Annotated in this window: 19 protein-coding genes; 1 reads left to right on the top strand and 18 read right to left on the bottom strand. The window is 54.3% G+C overall.

What is annotated here, in order from left to right; all coding sequences use genetic code 11:
* Positions 1 to 210: 210 nt before the first annotated feature.
* The 4 genes from rlmD to H581_RS0124930 form a co-directional block, all read right to left on the bottom strand.
* The gene (gene rlmD / locus H581_RS35315) at positions 211 to 1683 is read right to left on the bottom strand and encodes a 23S rRNA (uracil(1939)-C(5))-methyltransferase RlmD (RefSeq protein ID WP_051251353.1); all 1473 of its coding nucleotides are present in this window, start codon (positions 1681 to 1683) and stop codon (positions 211 to 213) included.
* A gap of 90 nt (positions 1684 to 1773) precedes the next feature.
* The gene (locus H581_RS0124920; protein WP_036720046.1) at positions 1774 to 2688 is read right to left on the bottom strand and encodes a diacylglycerol kinase; all 915 of its coding nucleotides are present in this window, start codon (positions 2686 to 2688) and stop codon (positions 1774 to 1776) included.
* 107 nt (positions 2689 to 2795) lie between these two features.
* Complete coding sequence (locus tag H581_RS0124925) at positions 2796 to 3572, bottom strand: sirohydrochlorin chelatase (protein ID WP_028612368.1); 777 nt, start codon at positions 3570 to 3572, stop codon at positions 2796 to 2798.
* A 9-nt stretch (positions 3573 to 3581) separates the two neighbouring features.
* A complete protein-coding gene (locus H581_RS0124930; RefSeq protein ID WP_028612369.1) occupies positions 3582 to 3872 on the bottom strand; it encodes a YerC/YecD family TrpR-related protein in 291 nt (96 codons plus the stop codon).
* Positions 3873 to 4197: 325 nt separating this feature from the next.
* Between H581_RS0124930 and H581_RS39085 the strand changes: the two genes are divergently transcribed.
* Positions 4198 to 4722: a hypothetical protein gene (locus H581_RS39085; RefSeq protein WP_051251355.1), complete on the top strand. Its 525-nt coding sequence runs from the start codon at positions 4198 to 4200 to the stop codon at positions 4720 to 4722.
* Positions 4723 to 5761: 1039 nt separating this feature from the next.
* Here the strand turns inward: H581_RS39085 and H581_RS0124940 are convergent.
* From H581_RS0124940 to H581_RS39090, 14 genes are all read right to left on the bottom strand, one after another.
* The gene (locus tag H581_RS0124940) at positions 5762 to 6757 is read right to left on the bottom strand and encodes an inorganic phosphate transporter (protein ID WP_028612370.1); all 996 of its coding nucleotides are present in this window, start codon (positions 6755 to 6757) and stop codon (positions 5762 to 5764) included.
* 25 nt (positions 6758 to 6782) lie between these two features.
* Complete coding sequence (locus H581_RS0124945; RefSeq protein ID WP_028612371.1) at positions 6783 to 7394, bottom strand: DUF47 domain-containing protein; 612 nt, start codon at positions 7392 to 7394, stop codon at positions 6783 to 6785.
* A 221-nt stretch (positions 7395 to 7615) separates the two neighbouring features.
* On the bottom strand, positions 7616 to 8692 hold the full coding sequence (locus H581_RS0124950) for a DUF3048 domain-containing protein (RefSeq protein WP_036720049.1): 1077 nt from the start codon (positions 8690 to 8692) through the stop codon (positions 7616 to 7618).
* A 116-nt stretch (positions 8693 to 8808) separates the two neighbouring features.
* Positions 8809 to 8931, bottom strand: coding sequence for a hypothetical protein (locus tag H581_RS39375; protein WP_281169568.1), 123 nt, complete (start codon positions 8929 to 8931; stop codon positions 8809 to 8811).
* A complete protein-coding gene (locus H581_RS0124960; RefSeq protein WP_028612373.1) occupies positions 8915 to 9736 on the bottom strand; it encodes an alpha/beta hydrolase in 822 nt (273 codons plus the stop codon). The genes H581_RS39375 and H581_RS0124960 overlap by 17 nt, the downstream gene beginning before the upstream one ends.
* A gap of 280 nt (positions 9737 to 10016) precedes the next feature.
* Positions 10017 to 11075 carry a tRNA 2-selenouridine(34) synthase MnmH gene (gene mnmH, locus H581_RS0124965; RefSeq protein ID WP_028612374.1) on the bottom strand — a complete coding sequence of 353 codons (1059 nt, stop codon included), beginning with the start codon at positions 11073 to 11075 and terminating at the stop codon, positions 10017 to 10019.
* Between the two features lie 27 nt (positions 11076 to 11102).
* On the bottom strand, positions 11103 to 12155 hold the full coding sequence (gene selD, locus H581_RS0124970) for a selenide, water dikinase SelD (RefSeq protein WP_028612375.1): 1053 nt from the start codon (positions 12153 to 12155) through the stop codon (positions 11103 to 11105).
* Positions 12156 to 12938 (bottom strand): phosphonate ABC transporter ATP-binding protein, encoded by a 783-nt coding sequence (gene phnC / locus H581_RS35325; RefSeq protein ID WP_051251357.1) that lies wholly within the window; start codon positions 12936 to 12938, stop codon positions 12156 to 12158.
* Position 12939: 1 nt separating this feature from the next.
* Positions 12940 to 13686 carry a phosphonate ABC transporter, permease protein PhnE gene (gene phnE, locus H581_RS0124980; protein WP_028612376.1) on the bottom strand — a complete coding sequence of 249 codons (747 nt, stop codon included), beginning with the start codon at positions 13684 to 13686 and terminating at the stop codon, positions 12940 to 12942.
* 2 nt (positions 13687 to 13688) lie between these two features.
* On the bottom strand, positions 13689 to 14606 hold the full coding sequence (gene phnD / locus H581_RS0124985) for a phosphate/phosphite/phosphonate ABC transporter substrate-binding protein (protein WP_028612377.1): 918 nt from the start codon (positions 14604 to 14606) through the stop codon (positions 13689 to 13691).
* Between the two features lie 328 nt (positions 14607 to 14934).
* A complete protein-coding gene (locus H581_RS0124995; protein ID WP_028612378.1) occupies positions 14935 to 16329 on the bottom strand; it encodes a sensor histidine kinase in 1395 nt (464 codons plus the stop codon).
* Positions 16326 to 17138: a response regulator transcription factor gene (locus tag H581_RS0125000; RefSeq protein WP_028612379.1), complete on the bottom strand. Its 813-nt coding sequence runs from the start codon at positions 17136 to 17138 to the stop codon at positions 16326 to 16328. Before H581_RS0125000 ends, H581_RS0124995 begins: the two co-directional genes overlap by 4 nt.
* Before the next feature lie 21 nt (positions 17139 to 17159).
* Entirely contained in the window at positions 17160 to 18599 is a 1440-nt protein-coding gene (locus H581_RS0125005; RefSeq protein WP_028612380.1) for an FG-GAP repeat domain-containing protein, read from the bottom strand.
* Between the two features lie 30 nt (positions 18600 to 18629).
* Positions 18630 to 19772 (bottom strand): polysaccharide deacetylase family protein, encoded by a 1143-nt coding sequence (locus H581_RS39090; protein ID WP_245600148.1) that lies wholly within the window; start codon positions 19770 to 19772, stop codon positions 18630 to 18632.
* Positions 19773 to 19796: the final 24 nt, after the last annotated feature.

Below are 19796 nucleotides of genomic sequence, written 5' to 3' on the forward strand. Positions count from 1 at the left end.
GCAGTTTGATCTACTTTACAATGTTTCAAAACGCTGGGGGATTTTGTCGAAGTAGCATCTTTCGGATATATGAAGCCAGCAACTCGCAAATCTTTGATATTTTCGTACTCTTCGTCATTTCCACTTATTTTGGATACAAAAAAAAGCACCGCTAGGGTGCTTTTGACTTTTACATGAATAATATTTTGGGTACATGTGGCTCATGAAATACTATACTCTCACCAGGAACACACAGCACTCCACATGAACCGTATGAGGAAACATATCCACCGGCGTCACCTCAACCGTTCTATACCCGCCGTCCTCCAGCACGCGCAAGTCCCTCGCCAGCGTCGACGGGTTGCAGCTGACATAGACGACGCGCTCCGGCTGCATCGCAAGAATCGTCTCCAGCAGCGCGGGATCGCAGCCCTTGCGAGGCGGGTCGACGACGATGACGTCGGCCGTAATCCCTTCCTCGCGCCAGCGCGGAATCACAACCTCCGCCGGCCCCGCTTCGAACGAAGTGTTCGTAATGCCGTTCAAAGCGGCATTTTTTGCAGCATCCTCGATCGCCTCCGGCACGATCTCGACGCCGTATACGCGGCCCGCTTGCCGGGCCAGGAATAGCGAGATCGTTCCGATGCCGCAATACGCGTCAATAACCGTCTCGGAGCCGGTCAATCCCGCGTACTCCACCGCCTTGCGGTAAAGCTCGACGGTCTGCGCCGGGTTCACCTGATAGAACGACCTTGCCGAGATTGCGAAGCGGATGCCGTCGAGCTCGTCATAAATCACGTCGCTGCCCCACAGCACGTGAGTCTCATCACCGAAAATCGCATTCGTGCTCCGGTCGTTCACATTCTGCACGATACTCTTCACATCTGTGAGCTCCTCGCGAATGCGCTGGACCATACGGTCCGACTGCGGCAGCTTCCTGCCGTTCGTCACCAGCACGACCATGATCTCGCCCGTCACCACGCCCGTCCGCACGATTACATGCCGCAGCACGCCGTGGCCCGTCTCCTCGTCGTAAGGCGCAACGCCCAGCTCGCGCCCGATCCGCTTCACTGCGCGGATGACCCTATCGTTCTGTTCATGCTGAATCAGGCAATCGTCCATATCGACGATCCGGTGGCTGCCGCGGGCATAGAAGCCTGCCACCAGGCCTCCTTCTACAGCGCCGACGCCGACAGGAACCGCCGCCTTATTCCGGTACCGCCAAGGCTCGTCCATGCCGATGGCCCTGCGGACGACAACGCCGTCCGAGCCCGGTTCCTGCGCTACGTTCAGCTTCCCGATCCGTGCCAGATTGTCGATGACATGCTGCCGTTTCCATTCCAGCTGCGCGGGATAATCGAGATGCTGCAGCTGGCAGCCGCCGCACTCTTTATGAATCGGGCAGGCCGGCTGCACGCGGTTCGGACTAGCCTCGAGCAGCTCCTCCATCCTGGCGTAGCCATACTGCTTCTTCACCTTCATAACCTTTGCGCGCACGCGTTCGCCGGGCAGCGCTCCCTGTATGAAAAGGGTGAAGCCGTCAGCGCGGCCCACCCCTTCTCCGTCATGCGTCAAGCCGATGATATCGACGGTGACTTGTTCGTTTTTCTGAAAAGGCGCATCCGCCGAAGCCGAAGCCGCCGCTCCCGAATGAGCCCGGCCGCCCGGTCTTCCTCTGCCGCCTTTATTTTTTCCATTCTGCATATACGCTCTCCGCTCTTTACGTAAGTCCGTATTTCCTATTACCCGTTATTCCCTCAATGCGGCTTGCTTAGCCGCCTGTCCGCAGGCGATCTACCTGTAGGTCGAGGAACCCGTCTCATCCGCAAAAATATGCAAATGCGACGGCAGCACCGAGAACGTGCACGGCAGCACGCCCCCATACTCGCCGTCGAGATTGATTTGAACGTAATCCGGCGTTGTGACCTTCAGCTCGTTCGTCCGGAAATGAATGACATGCGGATCGTTCAAGTGCTCCCCGCGCAGCGCCAGCGTCACCAGTCTGATGAACTCCGGCAGATTGCATTTGCGAATGAGCAGCACATCGAGCAGACCGTCATCCAGCTTGGAGTCCGGCGCGAGCCGTTCAAAGCCGCCCACCGAGTTGCTGTTGCAAATCAGGAACATCATGAATTCATCATGGAACTCCCCGGCGCCGGCCGCCTGAAAGTGAAGCTCGGTCGGACGGAGGCGGGTCATCTTCTCCATCCCCTTCATATAATAAGCCAGCTGCCCGATCATCGTCTTCAGCTTGCTCGGTACGTCATAAGTGAGCTCCGTCAAGGAGCCGCCACCGGCAATGTTAATAAAATAACGTTCATTCGCCTTCCCGACATCAATCGGTCTCGCGTACTGCTGAATGATCAGATCGATCGCATACTCCCAATGCTTCGGTATCCCCATCGCCCGGGCAAAATCATTCGTCGTGCCCACCGGCAAAATACCGAGCGGAGGTCGGTCCGGCTTCCCCGTTAAGCCGTTGATTACTTCATACAGCGTGCCGTCGCCGCCCGCCGCAATGATCATGTCATAGCCGCGGTCCGCCGCCTCGGAGGCTGCGAGCGAAGCATCGCCTTCTCCGATCGTCGCATGGCAGCTCGTTTCGATGCCGCCCTTCTCGAGCCGCTGCAGAATATCCGGCAAACGCCGTTTCATCTCTTCTCGTCCCGAGGTCGGGTTATAAATAAGTCTCGCGCGCTTGATGGTCATTTTGATTCACCCCCAACAATCCATTCATCCTATATATATGCATGTTCAAATAGCTGACGTTTCCTTGGCAGTAAAAGTTCGTCTTGCGGCTTTCAAAAAATCGTTTTCTACGCTTCACGCACCAATTCCAGCCATTCCGACATTTGCCTGACGAGCCATCGTTCAATCGCCGGATGAGGCAGCATCGCCTTGCCGTTATACCGGTAATCCAGACCTTCAAGCCGGGACGGAACGACCTTATTCGTAAAATAGCCCTGACTCAAAAAAAGCGGCACCGCAATGACCGCTTCCTCCGGTTGTGCCGCTTGCATCGCCTTCAGCTTCCCGGCAGCCTGATCGGGCAGCAGCATGGCGTATTCCGCCCGCGCATAACCGCCAAGCCCGCGAAGCCGCTCGCCGAGAAGGCTTAGTCCCCGCTCCCAGCGCTCATGGAACACCTTTTCCTTGCTCCCGTGACCGATAAGCAGCAAGGCCTCCTTAGCGGGGTTCTTCGTCAGCTCCGCTATATTCGCCAGCAGAAGCTCCGCGATCTCCGGGTCATCGTCGATCGGCTTGCCGTAGCGCAGCCTTGCGTTATAACGGAACATGCCGAGGTCCCCCTCCAGATCCGAGACCCAGGGGAGACCAAAAGCTTGGCCAATCTCATCCACATGCGTGCTGCCCGACGAAATAAACAGCGGCACCGCAAGCATATCCGTGACGCCCTGCCGTTCCAGCTCATCAATGCCGTCTTGAATAAGCCGTCCCTCGACGATCTCGAGGAAGGACGACACGACCGGAATGCCGGCGAACGGCTGAGATGCAGCCGTTACCGCGGCATCCACAAGACGCACCCACTCCGTTTCCCTGGAGCCGTGACTAATGACAAGAATACCGGGCTTCACCTTGCATTCCTACCTTCCGAGACGTTCTAGCGCCATTTTATAGCCGTCATTGCCGTAATTCAAACATCGCTTAACCCGCGAGATCGTCGCCGTGCTGGCGCCAGTCTCCGCTTCGATCTGATTATATGTACTGCCCTTGCCCAGCATGCGAGCCACCTCGAGCCGCTGCGACAACGACTGAATTTCATTTACCGTGCACAAATCGTCAAAAAAAACATAACATTCCTCAACCGACTTTAACGTAAGTATCGCTTCGAATAATTGATCTATCGCCTTATCGTTCAGCTTCTTCAGCTGCATCGTTATCCACTCCCAGTTTAGAACTAACTAATGTTTTTATTGTAACTTTTTTATACGTTTTATTCAAACATTGCCGTATTCACGCTTTACAGGATGGAAGAGTCTGTCTGCTGCCTGCTCCGTACGCAAGAATATCCAAGCATAGGGCAGCAACTCATGCAGCAAATTCACCCAAACAACGGTATCTCAGAGAATTCTATTCACATATAAGTGTAACACTAATAAATTCTTAGAATGCCAGAAAAAAATCCGCACTCGGGACATTCGTCCATACGGAATGTTCGCCTATCCCATAGACTAATAAAAAAAAAGGGTTGTGATCCGTGTGAATTATCGCAATAACCCCGGCCCGGGCAACCACCAATACGATAGGCATGGCGCACACCGTCAAGGTATAAACCCGCCGAACAAATCGTTTGGCGCCAAGTCGGGCGGCTTCAACTTTGGCGGGGATTTGCCGGTCATGCCGCCGACAGCGCCGCATGCGCAGAATATGCTGCCTTCCGTCATGTCCGATCCAACAGCGGGAGTGTCCGAACTGACGACCGTTCCTGCAAAAGCTGGCGGCTTCTCCCTTGCCAATCTAAGTGAAATCAAAGGTTATATCGACCGGATGGGCGGCATCGACGGGATCCTCTCCACCGTGACGAAGGTGCAGAAGGTGATGTCCAGCGTCTCCCAGATGGCGCCGCTCGTCAAAGTGCTCATGGGCTCCTTCGGCAAAAAATCCGCCGCCGCATCCGGCGATGATTCCGGCAGCGGCGAATGGAGACCGAAACGGCGGAAACGCACCAAAACCTCGCCGAGCACCGGAGGCGGCCGCCGCCGCACGACGAAACGCAAGCGGTAGCAGCGGCAATGCCGCTGCCTAGTAAGACGGCTTAACGCAGAAGAGCGCAACGATGCTCGCTGAAGTCGATGGCGGTAGTTACCCCTAAGCCATCTTTTCGTTATGATGATGCTATAACTGCCCGAGTGTAGGCACCCCGATTGCAGCGATTTCGCTTGCGGTCGGGGTGTTTTCGTTTCCATAGCATGAAGGAGGAATCGATTTGCATCCGAATTTGCTGAGCTGTATTACTGCTTGACCGCGAAGCCGCTATAAGCGGAACATACAGAAACAAATTGGATAAGTCTGCTCTCGCGTTTCTGAGCCAGGTATGGGGACCGGTATTTGACCATAATGATGAGGGACTGCGAGCAGAATATCCTTTCATCGACCATAAGGGAGGCGCTCACAAACGACAGATAATATACAACTCCGATCGACAACTTTTGCACAATCGCACACCATTCATCCAATCTTTATCCCGCTGTGGATCATTCAAAAAGCGTTTTATCCACAGCCGCTCAAGGGTTTAACACATTTCAGCCACGTACTCCCCCGTTCACCTGTGCACAAGTGCAACCTTCGACACTCTTCGCCATTTGCTCAATTGTGCACAACTTATCGGAAGAATGCTCATCGTAAAAGAACGTCGAGTTCATGCACATCTGTGTGTAAAATTGTGAACATTCGCATAATTCACCGATGGTTATCCACAGGCTCATGTCTAAGGTCCGATATATTGCTGCAATAAGCTCCGCCGATCGTGTACTCATTAGGGATTACCATTATTGTCTGCTTAAGCATCATTATACGGTTACAGTGAAGTAAAACTCACAATTATTGAGGCAAACCTCATACCCCGTCCGGCTTGATTCCAGGAAACACAAAAAAATAGTGAGGTAAATCTCATTCCCCATGAACCTAGGCTCATGGCGAGTGAGGTTTTCCTCACTATTACATTAAAAAGCATCTATTATCCTTGTATTAGTGAGATTTTCCTCACTATTTAATGAATCCGCCTCACTTGTGTAAGAGATGCGACTTCTTCGCGAACCGCCTCCTACAAGAAGAACAAGCGGATCAGCCAGAAGAAGAACATCGCCATCAGCACGGTAATCGGAATGGTGATGATCCAAGCGATCAAGATCCGGCCCGCGACGCCCCATTTCACCGCGGAGAAGCGCTTCGCGCTGCCGACGCCGAGAATCGAGGATGTGATGACATGCGTCGTGCTTACCGGCAGATGGATCATCGTTGCCGTCAGGATAACCGCTGCGGAACCGATATCCGCGGCGAAGCCGTTAATGGGTTCGATTTTGAAAATCTTCGTCCCCATCGTCTTAATGATCTTCCAGCCGCCGACCGAGGTGCCAAGCGCCATCGCGGTCGCCGCGGAAATCTTAACCCATAGCGGAACGTCCATCGTTTCCTGCATGCCGGCCGCTACCAGCGCGAATACGATGATCCCCATCGCCTTCTGCGCGTCATTCGTGCCGTGCGAGAACGATTGGAACGCCGCCGTAATGATTTGTCCGAACCGGAAGCCTTTGTTCACCTGATGCGGACTTGATTTGGCAAAGATGAGCTTCAATATCCACATAATAATGAAGCCGGCGGAGAACGCAATGAGCGGCGAGAAGATAAGCGCCTTGATAATCTTCATGATGCCGCTGGAGTTAATATCGCTCCAGCCTGCTCCCGCAATAACCGCACCGGCCAAAGAACCGATCAGAGCGTGCGACGAGGAGGACGGTATGCCGAACCACCATGTAATCAGATTCCATGCTATAGCGGATAGCAGCGCCGCGATAACGATTTCGACGCCGTGCTCCAGCTTCGCCGGGTCGGCGACGCCGCTTCCGATCGTCTTTGCGACGCCGGTAAACGTAATCGCGCCGACAAAGTTCATAACCGCAGCCAAGATGATTGCCACCCGTGGCTTCAACGCACGAGTCGATACCGAAGTTGCGATCGCATTGGCCGTGTCGTGAAAACCATTTATAAAATCAAACGAAAGCGCCAGAAACACAACGATCCATAGAACGATTAAATCCATTTCGAAGAACTCCTACCTCTCCAGATTAGCTGTTACGCATAATGATCGATTCCAGCGTATTGGCAACATCCTCGCAGAAGTCGGTCGTTTCTTCTAACATCTCATAAATTTCCTTGCGCTTCATCAACTCGATTGGATCCTTTACATTCGTGAACAAGCTCTTAATGCCGACGCGAAGCAGGTCATCCGCCTGGTTCTCCAGCTCATTAAGCGCAATGTTCGGCTCGCGGATAGCAAGCAGCTTTTTCTCCGTCAGCAGATAGATGGCCTTCTTGATCTGATGGGCGGATCGAACAAGAATGTCGCCGAACAGTGTTATGTACTCGTCCTTTTCTTGTACGTTGTACATCTCAAAACGCGATGCGCATGCTTCAATGCCGTCCAGCACGTCGTCGAGAGAAGTCGTCAGCGCCATGATGTCCTCACGCTCGATCGGCGTAATGAACGTTTTATTCAGTTCCTTCAGAATCGTATGAACGAATAGATCGCATTTGCTTTCATACTCCTTCATCGATTTGGCGAAAGCAGCGACATCCGATAGGTCCGATATGCCATTAGCGAAATACTCAACCGCATCAACCAGCGTATCTGCCATCTCTTCGAACGTCTTAAAGAAAATATCTTTTTTCTTGAACATCGTAATCCCCTTTACCGACTTGGATGTTTAGGCGTCTTGCCGAGCCCACAATATCTTAACACAGTTTAGCTGCGAATTGTTAAGAGAATGTAAAGGATTTATGAAAACTTTTATTTTTTTCATAAATAAATTAAAAAAAGACGCGATCCCGTCACAGGATTGCGCCTTCTTCTTCTCTGGAAGCTCATCCGTTAACGTCTGTTAACAGTGTTTCCAATAAATTACGATTGTACCCATGTTACATGCTCGGCAAAGGTAGGATTGTTCGGAACGATATGAAAAAAGGTTTTACCGGGGACAAATGGAAGGTCCTTCCCGTCCTTCACGATCCGGATCATGCCGTCCGGACTGCGTACCCACTCCGCTTCAATGGCTTTGCCCTTCTGGAACAAAACCGCCGAACCGCCTGACTTTAAATCGACGGAAAGCCGGCCCTCGTTGTCCAGCGTTTTATGCCTGGCTCCAAGTACGACCAGGTTCGTGCCGGACAGCTGCTCGTTATTGTTTAAATCGATATGCGGCTTATCGCCGATGGAACGCTTGTAAAGCCCTGTAACCGCATCGTACGCATACCCTACCTTATAGCTTTGCATAAGAAATGTAATGGATATTTCCGTCGCGGGCTCGCCTGCATCTGCCGCTCCGTCTTCCGAGAAGGAGTAGGCCGGAACCGTAACGTCCTTCTTATACTTTTTCATATCCGCGCCCTCGCGCAGCTTCTCCAGGCTCGAATATAGGTTATGCGGCGCCTTCCGTTCCTTGCTCCTCCAGAAGTAGCTGCCCGCGTTCGAGATTTCGTCCAAATAAGGCTTGCCCTGATGCTGCAAAATATCATACCCGTCGTTGCTGGCTCCCGCGTGGGCCAATACGGCGCTGTAGCTGTCTCCGATATCGATTAAATAAGGCCGGATGCTGCGAATCGGTCCGATGGTGTCCGTTACGGCATTCGTGCTTTGGAAGACCGCGATTAACCGCGTAATGCCGCCCTCGGCAAGCACTTCCCATATAACGTCTGCGTTCGTAAGTCCGGACTGCGGACGAGCCGCCGCATAATTGTTGATCATCACGACAATCGGTCTCGCCTTCGCTTCGGTTTCCAGCTTCACCCCGGAGAGCGGCGCATCATAAGGAAGCGGAGTCGGTTCGGGGACCGGAGTCGTATTCACTACGATATCGTTCGTACTGCCAGTCTCTTCCGGCTTCGTATTGTCTCCGCCGCTGCCGCCGTTACATGCCGATACCAGAAGGGAGAGTGACAATAGCAACGTTCCTGCCGATACCTGCAATCGTTTGTTCATGCGCAACCCTGCCTTTTTCCGCTACGTATAGCTTGTATTCGTTTTCACCTTCCTTCCATTTAACCACATTTTGGGACGGATGTCTCGGCAAAAGGCGGCTTTTTTTCCATTTGAACCTACAAAAACAGCGCCGGAACGGCCAAGCGTAAACGCCTGCCGCTTCGACGAACCGTTAGCCGCATCTTCATGCTGCCGGTTCTGCGCTGCTTTCGGGATTCCTCTTTAAATGCTCCAATCATGCCATTCCGCCTGCCGTTTATCGAGACCGCTCAGCCAATCCGAGGTAATCCGGATCGCCGCCTCCTGATGTGTCCGGTTCGAGTACGTATGATTCGCTTGAAAAATAATTTCTTTATCGCATAGGCCTTCATTCCGTGTCCAAAACACTTTCTGATATAGGAAGCTGTAGTCGACCGGAATCAACTCATCGCTTGTGCCGTGCACGAGCAGCACTTCTCCGCTGAACTTCGCAGCCGATTGAAACGGCTGATGCTGCTGCAGCGATTCGAAGAAAACCGGCTGCAGCGTGTAGCCTTGATGATCCGAGCTGCCGCTTGTCACCGCTTCGTCATAGCTGTTTCTGCCGACGATGCGCACAATATCGTTGAAAGGGTAGCCGACCGGCGACCAGAGAACGAGGCGCTTCACTCTTCTGTCCTTCACGGCAGTCATGATCGCGACCGCTCCGCCCAGGCTGTGGCCGAGCAAGACCATCCGCAGAGGATCCACGCATTCCATAGCCGCTAAATAGTCGATTGCGGTTCGGGTCTGATCCACCATCGAATCGAAGCCTAACGCGCCGTAGTCGCCGCTGCTTTCCCCGCAGCCGCCGTAATCAAAGCGCAGCACGTAGGAGCCTTGGGCCGCGAGGGCACGCGCGGTCTTGACGAATAACCGGTCTACCCCGACGCGGGAGCCGATAAAACCGTGGCAGATGATAATCGCCTGCTTCTTCTCCGATTCGTTTCCGCTTACGTCCGACGGGTAATGGAGCGTAGCCGCCAGCTCCAGCCCGTCATGCCGCAGCGTCAATTGTTTTTCCATCCCGATGCCCTCCTTATTAATATAATAATTCCTACCCGTATACTGTGAATTATAGTAAGATCATAATATCAAGTGCCTCGCTGCCTGTCAATGCTCTCATCAGCCGTATCCGTCCAACAAGCAGAAATGCCCGTCGGCATCCTTCCGAGGAAGCAACCGTTTCGCGGTGAAATATAAGCCTTATTATAAGTGCTAAACTACATTCCTATATTTTAGAAAACGGCTATCCGCCGAAGTTACAACACTCCTTAAGATAACCGTTTTATTTATAATTCTTCCCTCAGGAAACGTGCTGCGTCCAATCCGTAGGGAGCTTGGGCAGCCTTTGGATAATTTCCTCCAACGCTTGATCCAGATCAGCGGCAGCGATCGTAATTCTTTCTTGCTTATACTGCTCCGTCGCATGCTGGTAACGAGGGTCATAGTAATGAAGCAGCAGCAGCCTGGCCGCCTCGCCGAAATCGTCTTTCTCCAACGCGCTTCGAATCTCGGCCGCAACAGGCGTATGAATTCGTTTCTCGATCCGTTCGAAGGAACGAATAAAGTCTTCCTTATGCTCCTCGGGCTTATAATCGTTTAAAATATTCATTACTCTCGTCTCGACCGGCATTTCGAGAAATAACGCCGTTCCCGCTTCCTTCGCTTTCACAAGAAATTCGGGAAGCACGATCTTCCCCACCCGTTTGCTCTCGGCTTCAAGGATGAGATAAGGCGCATTTTGCAGGCGGATCAGCTCATGAACCAAACGCGAATCAAACGTCTTCTGGTTGCTGGGCGCTTTGCCGATATGGCCAAAGATCGATCCGCGATGCTCCGCCATCCACTCCAGGTTAAGGACGGGATACCCCCGCTCCTGCAGCCTCGCCAGCAGCTCTGTTTTTCCCGTGCCGGTGAACCCGTTAAGCACGTAACAGGGCGGCAGCTTCGTATAGCTGTCCAGCGTCTCGACAACCCACTTGCGGTAAGCGCGGAATCCGCCGGACAAACGAAACATTTTCAGGCCCATCAGCGATGCAAGGGTTGCCGATGTGCGGCTTCGCATTCCTCCGCGCCAGCAGAATACAATCTTGTTCTTCGGTCCGTCTCCGCCGATGTCCCGGATAAACGCCGGCAGCTTGGCCGATACGATCTCCAGGCCCCTGTCCTTGGCCGCATCCACGCTTTCCTGCTTATAGAGCGTACCGACTGCCGCCCTTTCCGCATCGTTAAAGATCGGGATATTGATGCTTCCCGGAATGGTGGATTCCGCATATTCGGACTCGGAGCGGACGTCGATCAGCTGCGCTTCCCCTTTGCGGTAAAGCTCGAGGAGCTCCTCTACGGTAATATCCTGAAACATGCTGCATGCAGCTCCTTTAATGCGGCCTTACGCCGTAATCATAATTTGTCCGGGATGCTCGGCGGTCACTTCTCCAATGAGATGCGCGTCTACCGACGCGTCCTGCAGCTTGCCGAGCAGAGCTTCCGCCTGTCCCGGATCAACCGCGATCAGCAAGCCTCCCGAAGTAACCGCATCGCATAGGATCCATTGATCGATTTGATCCAACTCTTCCGCAAACGTCACCGAACCTTCGAGATGGGCAAAATTGTTTTTCGTGCCGCCCGGCACGAAGCCCGCTTCCGCCAATTCGCGGACGCGCGGCAGAACCGGAACGTTGGATTTCGAGATACGGATGCCGGCGCCGCTGCCTTTCGCCATTTCCGACGCATGCCCAAGCAATCCGAACCCGGTAACATCCGTACAGGCGTGAACGTCATAGGGCTCCATCGTCTCCGCTGCCGCCTTGTTAAGGGTCGCCATTACCTTTACAACCCGTGCGATTTCCTCATCCGTCAGCTGGTCCTTCTTAATGGACGTCGTCAGAATGCCGACTCCGATCGGCTTGGTTAGAATCAGCTTATCGCCCGGCTTCGCTCCGGCGTTGGTTCGCACCTTGCCGGGATGAACCAGGCCCGTAACCGCCAGCCCGAATTTCGGTTCTTTGTCATCAATGGAATGCCCGCCGACCAGCGTTGCGCCGGCTTCCTTCACCTTGTCCGCCGCTCCCCGCAATATATCGGTCAATATCTGCTTGTCCAGCGTATGAATCGGAAAGGCTACAATGTTCAGCACCGTAAGCGGCTTCCCGCCCATGGCATAGATGTCGCTGATCGCGTTAGCCGCCGCAACCTGCCCGAAGTCGTATGGATCGTCTACAATCGGCGTAAAAAAATCAAGCGTCTGTACAAGCGCCAGCTCATCGCTCAGCTTATAGACGCCGGCATCGTCGCTCGTATCCAGTCCGACCAGCAGATTCGGATTCGGAACCGGCACCGGAAGGCTGCGAAGCACGGCCGAAAGATCGGCCGGTCCGATTTTGCAGCCGCAGCCGCCCTTGCTGGACAGGCTTGTTAATTTTATTTTTTCATTAGAAGTCATTCAACTCTCCCCTTCCCTATTTGCAATCGTTCTGTCATCCTCTTCATCCGGCGGATAGATGACGCGCAGTTCTTCATCCGTAAGCTGCTCCGGCGTCCCGTCGAATGTAATGCGTCCTGCCGTCAGCCCGATAATTCGGGTAGCATAAGCGCGTGCCGCCGAGACATCATGGAGATTCAGCACGACGGTTACCCCTCTCTTGCGATGGAGCTCCTGAATAAAGGCCATTACGCGCTCCGCGGTTACCGCATCCAGGCTCGAGATGGGCTCATCGCCCAGCAGGAGCTTAGGCTTCTGCATCAATACCCGGGCAATCGCGACCCGCTGCTTCTGCCCGCCGCTAAGCTCCTCTACCCTGCGCTTCGCCAGCTCCGCGAGTCCAACTTCCCTCAGCGCCGTCAGCGCGCGCTTCCGGTCCTTGGCCGAGAACGCGCCGAGCAGGCTGCGCCAGTAAGGCATGTCCGCAAAGCCTCCCGCAAGCACGTTCGTCCATACCGACAGGCGGGGCAGCAGGTGAAAATGCTGGAATACCATGCCGATCTCGCCGCGGATGAGGCGCAGCTGTCCCGGATTCATTCCCGTAATCGACTGGCCGTTCCAAAAAACCGTGCCTTCATCCGCCTCAACAAGCCGGTTGATACAGCGGATCAGCGTCGATTTGCCTGCTCCGCTTCGTCCTAACACAGCTACGAATTCGCCGGGCATAATCGTCAAATCGATTTCACCTAGGGCAAATGCTTCTCTATCGCCGTATCTTTTCCTTATCCCGCTTAGCTCCAGCAACTTACTTCACCCGCTTTCGGATCAGCGCGCCGAGATAATCTACGCCCGTAACCAGGACCATGATGAGAACAACCTCGAACGTAACTTTTTGATACATAAATTGCTTAAAATCGTTATACAGCATCTGGCCCAATCCGCCGGCGCCGACAATGCCCAGAATGAGCGTCGTGCGAATCGCCACCTCTAACCGGTAAAAATAATGGGAAAGCACCAGCGGGAGAATCTGCGGAACGATACCGTATACCGCAACGAGCAGCCGGGTGCCGCCGAGCGCTTTGACCGCCTCCTGCGGCCCGTCGTCCGATGCTTCGATCGTTTCGGATATTAATTTGCCAAACACGCCGATATTATGAATGATCAGTGCCATTACCGCCGGCATCGGGCCAAGACCGAGCGTCGGAATGAACACTAACGCCAGTACGAGCTCAGGAATCGATCGGAACAGATTAATCAAGAAACGAATAGAGTCGTATATCCAGCGGGATGGCGTCCAGTTCCGCGCCGCAAGGAAGCTCAGGGGAAACGCGAGCGCCGCGGCGGCAAGCGTACTGAATACGGCAATTTCAAGCGTGTCGACCATCGCTCTCAGCGCTGTTTGCCAATCCGACAGATCCATCGGGAACCAATGCTCGGCGATAAAGCGTGCCGTATTCCCGAGATCGCCGAAAGCGCCGGCTGTGAAGCTGACGCCGGACCCAGACCAGAGCAGCAGGATAATGACCGCCGCGACAGCAATTAATTTTCTCACGGTTACGGACGCGGTTTGATGCGGCCGTCAGCGATTGCCGCTTCCCTGATCGACGCATAATCCTCATTGCCGGCTTTGGTAAAGCCGCTTGCTCCGCCGAAAGCGTTTAGAACGTCAGCATCCGTAATGGTCAGCATGGTCTCCTGAATAATCGCGATATCTTCGGCCGGCATGGTGTTAACTACAGCCCAAGGGTATTGGAACAGCTCTTCCGACTTCCAGATGATTTTATATTGATCGCCGTCGATTTTCCCCTGCTTCACGAGGTTGTTGAAATAAGCGCTGTCGATCGCTCCAACATCCTGCATGTTGTTCTGAATGGCAAGCGCGGTGGCCGTATGATCCCCCGTATAGGTGACGCTTTTAAAATCATGCTCCTGCTGAGATTTGAACACCCCGGCGTCCTTAAGCGCAATACCGGGAATAAGGCTGCCGGAAGTCGAGCTTATGTCGCCGAATGCAAATCTGATATCGCCCGCGTGCTTCACGACATCCTCAAGCGACGCATACGCAGAATCAGCTGGCGCGATCAGATAGGAATAATAATAAGGCTTCCCCTCGATCAGCTGCGTAACAATGGCCTTAACGTCGTACCTCTCATGCGCTTCCACGTAGGTGAGCGGTCCCAGGTAAGACATCTGCACCTTTCCCGCGCCCATGGCCTCTACGACGCCGTTATAATCCGGATAGACCTCCGCCCGCACGCCGTAGCCGAGCTTCTCCGATAGAATAGCGGCAAGCTTGTCCGCTCCTACCTCCATCCGGTTGCTGCCTTGGGCCGGAATGACCCCGATAAGCAGCTCTTCTTTCTTGCTGACGTCCTTCCCGGTTTCGTCCGCCGGCCTTCCGCAGGAAGCCAGTAGCAGACATGAGATCAGGAGACATGTTAATACCAAAAACGATTTTCTTTTTCGGAACATTTCCCTTTTCTCCTCCTCTTCTAAGTTTGTATCTAATAATTGAGATTAACACAATTTTTGTCGAAAAAGAACATCATGGCCACGTAAATACAAGAGCGGCATCCTCCGATTGATGCGCCTTTAACATTTTATCTCCTTGGCGGGACATAATAACAACAGAATGATTTCGATATTGGAGGTGCTGAAAGATGCCTTTATGGATCGAATGGCTGCAGGAGCATTGGCTTTCCTTCTTGATTGTCGTCGGTGTCGTGATTGCGATTATTTACGTGGCGGCAAGGCGGAAATTGTTGTTTTACAAAGAATGACGGCTCAAGCGCCGCTTCGCCTATGCTTCGTGCATAAGCGGCACCCGAACCGTCACGATCGTACCGGCTCCGCGTTCGCTGTCAACGTTAAGCTGACCGCCGTGGAGCTCAATGATTTCCTTGCAGATGGCAAGCCCCAGGCCAGAGCCGCCTTGAGCCGTGTTCGCCTTGTAAAACTTCTCGGTCACATTCGGCAAATGCTCCGCTTCAATGCCGCAGCCGGTATCCGCGACTGTCAGGAGCGCTTCGTTCTGCGCCGCTGCGGTAGCAACCCGAATGGTGCCGCCCGCCGGCGTAAATTTAAACGCGTTATCGATCAAATTGATTAAGACCTGCTTGAGCCGGTTCGCATCGCCCCGAACGACGATAGGCCCTTTGCCGTATGCGGCGATCAGGCGCACCTTCGTCTGCTCCTCCCGCACCGCGAGCTGATTGACCGTCTCCCGCACGGGACTGTTAAAGTCCAGCAGCTCGGTATTCAAATCCATCGACCGCGCCGACAGCTTGGAGAAATCGAGCAAATCCTCGACAAGTCCCGAGAGACGCTCCGTCTCCTTGCTGATGATCGAGAGCCCGAGCTTCACTTCTTCATCGTCCTCCGTCGGTTCGCTTTCCTTCAGCGTCTCGCTCCAGCCCTTGATCGAAGTCAGAGGCGTGCGGAGCTCATGCGAGATCGACGATATAAAATCATTTTTCAGCTTCTCCCGCTTGCTTAACTCCATGGCAAGCGTATTAAACGTTTCCGCAAGCTGGCCGATCTCGTCGTCGTTGCGCTGCAAGGCGCGCCTTGTCCAATCCCCGTCCGCCATATATCGAGCTGCGCGCGTCAGCTCCCGGATCGGCTTCACGATCCGCTGCGCGAGAAACAGGCTGAGACCAAGGAACAAGAGCACGACGCCGATGCCGACGGCCGCGGCCATTCGGATGAGCAAACTGACCATTTCGTCCACCTGCGCAAGCGAAGCCGAATACCGCAGCATCGATACGACCCTCGTTTCATTCCATATCGGGATGGTTACCGATACGACCCGCTCTTGAAAGTAAGGATCAACGCCGCGCCAGCTCCCGGTGCTGCCGGCAATAGCCGTCTTCACATCGGACGTCACATACCGGATATCGGCTGCGAAGCCGTCCGAATCAATCCGGATTTGCCCGGTGCTGTCGAGCAGCTGCAGGCGCGTTCCGCCATCCACCATGTACTGAAGCATATAATCCGCCTGATCCTCGACCGTCAGCGAGGACAGCGACCGGGCATGCTGATTAAGCGCCGACTCCGCCCGCTGCTTGACCGAGCTTTGCGCGCTTCCGTAATAATAGTTCCACATCAAGGCTCCAAATACGCCGCCCAGCACGCTGACGACAAGAACGATGAGCAGAAGATAGCTCCACACCATTCTTGTTTGCACGCTTCTCATTCGCTGCCACCCCGCTTCCAGCGGTAACCGTACCCCCATACGGTTTCGATATATTCCGGATCGGAAGCATTTTTCTCGATTTTCTGCCGGATCCGGCGAATATTCACATCGACGACCTTCAAATCCCCGACGTAATAGCGCCCCCATACCTCCGTCAAAATATGATCGCGGCTGACGCTTTCGCCGACGCGCTCCATCAGCAGCCGGACAAGCGTCCATTCCGTCGGCGTCAGGATGACCTCGCGCTCATCCTTCCACAGCTTGCGCTCGCCGGTCGATAACCGGAACGGCTCTACGGTCAGCACATCCGACTTGGCGGCCGACAAAGACGCCGATACCTGCTCGGATTGAGCCTTAAGCTGGGCCCTGACGAACGATTCCGCTTCTTCCCCGCCCGAATCGGATTGGCTGCTCTGGACAGGCTTAGGCTGAGCGGAAGGATCCGGCTGCATCCGCCGGTAAAGCGATTTGATGCGCGCAATAAGCTCTCCCGGACTGAACGGCTTCTGCACATAATCGTCTGCGCCCAGCTCCAGCCCGTATATTTTATCCTCCTCCTGCGATTTCGCCGTGAGCATAATGATGCCCATCCGCGGATATCGCTCGCGCAGCTGCTCGCATACCTCGAAGCCGCTGATCGTCGGCAGCATCACATCAAGCAGCGCGATATCGAACGGGCCTTGCGTATCGGCATAGGCTAACGCGTCTTCGCCGTTCTCGGCTTCTATGACGTCCATTCCGTTCCGCTTCAGATTGATGCGGACGAAGCCGCGGATGGACTCCTCATCCTCTAACAATAATATTCGCATAAGTCACCGCCGATTTTTGATCTAGAATTTCAAAGAAGAGGCGAACTGCACCTCCACGCCCGTCATCTCGCCGAATGCTTGCTTGTCCGAGTCGGACCAGCTTGCCGGGGGATTCTTCACGAAAGAAATCGCGAAGATGTTGCCGCTGTCGGTAAATAACTGCCGATAGGAACGCGAGCTCTGCTTCCAATCGGCCTGGACGCTTTCCCACTTCCTCTCGGGTACGGCGACTAATGTAGCCAGCTCGGCTTTAGCGCCCGACCTCTCGTTCCAATAATCAATAGCCGCGATAGCGAATGTCTCGGTGCCTATCTTACGCAGCATGTAGCGCCCCACCCATTGGTCGGGGATGCGAAGCTGCACGCCGTAGCGGTAATCGCTGAACTCTTCGACTATTTTGATAAAACCGTCCTTACCGTCCCATTGCATCCAGTCATTAATCCAGATGGAATTCGAATAAGGGACGTCCGGATTTCCCGAAGCCTCCCTTGTCCACTGCATTTCCAGAATACCGTCTTGATTCATATCCCCGCTCATCGTCGGCACGCCGCTTACGCGATATAAGCCAGCCGCTTCATTCGGATAAACCAGCCTCAGCTTGCCCTGCTCCCAAGCATACATCGCCGTGTAGGTGCCATGCGCGCCGGTCGAAGCCTCCAGGATCATTCCATAATGCCGCGGCGAGATTCTACCCATTAACAGTCGTTCATAGGTGTTGACTCCGTTAAAAACGCGCTGCGCAATCAGCTTCTGCAAGCCGCCTTTCTGCCAGTTGTATAGAGACAGCTCAAATTCCGGAGCAGCCAGCTCCTGACTCGTCCCGATTTCGGTAATAACGGCAAGCTCCGCGCTGCCGTCATCGTTCAGGTCGCCCGTCTCCGCATAGGAATAAGGCAGCGACTCGGTTGGCGGCAGCGTAAGCTTGCCTGCCTCGTTGCGCAGAAGTTTCGATTGGAAGGAATAGATCTCCAGCATGTTCGGACTGTCGAAGCCGCCTATCCATCCAATGATGAGCTCCAAGTGCCCATCCCGGTCCAGATCCTCCATCTTCAGCCAAGCGATCTGCCTCGCCAGCGGCTGCTGAACGAGCACCCATGAACGCCAAGCGGAAGCTGTATATTTGAACACCATGATCTCAGGCGTACTATATTCATTGTAATAAGACACGATCGCTTCCTTCGCTCCGTCTCCGTCCACATCCGCAAGGCGAATCGCCTCCATATGCTCCTCCCGGAGCGGAAGCGTAAGCTTGCTGTAGGCGGGCAGCGTTCTCTCGATCGCCTGCACGATCGCTTGCTTATCCGGCGCGATCGCCGGCTTCCGCAGCAGGTCCGCGGGTGCGGCCGTATACCGGCAGCCTGTGGCAAGGATAAGGATCGTAAGAATGACGGCGGGAACGATGCCCGAACGAAATCTTTTCCCCCTTATTCCCTTGCCGGCAGCCTTTCTTGCTTCGTCCAACTTTTGAGCCTCCCCATGCTTGCGTATGACTTATGCTTGATCGGCGGCGACGAATGAATAACCCATTTCTTCCAGGTCGTCGATGATTCCAGGAAGCGCTTCTACCGTATTCTTAATATGCTTGCCGCCGAAAGAATGCATCAATATTATACCACCCGGCTTCGTTTCTGTTCGAATCATTTCGCGCATATCGCTTGGCGGCGTCCCCGCCCAGTCGCGCGTATCGACATTCCAGCCGATAAGCTTGCGGTTATTCGCCTTCAGCACGTTTTTGAGCGTATCGGACACTGCCCCGTAGGGAGCGCGGAACATAGTCGGCGTGAAGCCTACCGCGTCCTTAATGATCGCATCGTTTGTCGACATTTCCTCGAGAATTTGCTGCTTGTTCAGCTTGGACAGGTCCTTGTGATTATAGCTATGATTGCCAATCGCGTGCCCTTCATCCACGATTCTCTTCAGTACTTCGGGATTTTTCTTCACCTGCTGACCCACTACAAAGAAAGTGGCTTTAACACCTTTCTCTTTCAAAATATCCAATATATCCGTCGTATAGCGAATGTCCGGCCCATCGTCGAACGTGAGCGCGACGAGTTTCTCGTCCTTGCCGGGTTTCGTGTCGGCGGCTCCCGGCGGTACGCGCGGGTCGTCAGCGTTAGACGGGTCCGGTACGCGCGGGCCTTCAGCTTCGGACGTATCCGCTGCGCCCCGCCCCGGTTCATCCGAGACGGCCGAGCCCGATTCATCCGCTGCGGAAAGATCCGGCATGTCCGTTACGGCTCCATCAGATGGTTCAGACATATCCGGTCCGGTTGATCCATCCGGCATGGTCTGCCCATCCGGCCGATCTGCCGCTATTGCGTCATCCGGATCGTTTCCATGATCGCGCGGCGGTCTTCCAACCGCAGCGCCGCTATCCTGCTCCGGCTCCCAGCTGCCGTGGGTCACTCCGCCATCCGATGCCGATCCGCCATCGCCGATAACGACAAGTTCGCCGACATCCTTGGTTCCCCCTGCCGTCAGCGGTCCTTCGCCTGCAATCGGGCTGCTTCCTGCGGGCACGAGCGCGGATAAGCCAAGCGACTGACTCATCGCACAACCGCCGATCCATACCATTACCGCTGCCAAAATGATCAAAACCAACAACCTGCGACGACGCTTTTTTGCTTTCTCCATTTCGCTCACCTTCTATTCCTCGCT

The sequence above is a fragment of the Paenibacillus harenae DSM 16969 genome, from assembly GCF_000422465.1.
In the GTDB taxonomy this organism is placed as follows: Bacteria; Bacillota; Bacilli; order Paenibacillales; family Paenibacillaceae; genus Pristimantibacillus; species Pristimantibacillus harenae.

Excerpts from the sequence above, each read along its gene's own strand:
- H581_RS0124920 (WP_036720046.1), bottom strand. The coding sequence starts at position 2,688 with ATGACCATCAAGCGCGCGAGACTTATTTATAACCCGACCTCGGGACGA.
- H581_RS39375 (WP_281169568.1), bottom strand. The coding sequence starts at position 8,931 with ATGATTGGAGCATTTAAAGAGGAATCCCGAAAGCAGCGCAGAACCGGC.
- H581_RS0124940 (WP_028612370.1), bottom strand. The coding sequence starts at position 6,757 with ATGGATTTAATCGTTCTATGGATCGTTGTGTTTCTGGCGCTTTCGTTT.
- H581_RS0124995 (WP_028612378.1), bottom strand. The coding sequence starts at position 16,329 with ATGAGAAGCGTGCAAACAAGAATGGTGTGGAGCTATCTTCTGCTCATC.
- H581_RS0124945 (WP_028612371.1), bottom strand. The coding sequence starts at position 7,394 with ATGTTCAAGAAAAAAGATATTTTCTTTAAGACGTTCGAAGAGATGGCA.
- phnD (WP_028612377.1), bottom strand. The coding sequence starts at position 14,606 with ATGTTCCGAAAAAGAAAATCGTTTTTGGTATTAACATGTCTCCTGATC.
- mnmH (WP_028612374.1), bottom strand. The coding sequence starts at position 11,075 with ATGTTTCAGGATATTACCGTAGAGGAGCTCCTCGAGCTTTACCGCAAA.
- H581_RS0124960 (WP_028612373.1), bottom strand. The coding sequence starts at position 9,736 with ATGGAAAAACAATTGACGCTGCGGCATGACGGGCTGGAGCTGGCGGCT.
- H581_RS0124930 (WP_028612369.1), bottom strand. The coding sequence starts at position 3,872 with ATGCAGCTGAAGAAGCTGAACGATAAGGCGATAGATCAATTATTCGAA.
- H581_RS0124950 (WP_036720049.1), bottom strand. The coding sequence starts at position 8,692 with ATGAACAAACGATTGCAGGTATCGGCAGGAACGTTGCTATTGTCACTC.
- H581_RS39090 (WP_245600148.1), bottom strand. The coding sequence starts at position 19,772 with ATGGAGAAAGCAAAAAAGCGTCGTCGCAGGTTGTTGGTTTTGATCATT.
- selD (WP_028612375.1), bottom strand. The coding sequence starts at position 12,155 with ATGACTTCTAATGAAAAAATAAAATTAACAAGCCTGTCCAGCAAGGGC.
- rlmD (WP_051251353.1), bottom strand. The coding sequence starts at position 1,683 with ATGCAGAATGGAAAAAATAAAGGCGGCAGAGGAAGACCGGGCGGCCGG.
- H581_RS0125000 (WP_028612379.1), bottom strand. The coding sequence starts at position 17,138 with ATGCGAATATTATTGTTAGAGGATGAGGAGTCCATCCGCGGCTTCGTC.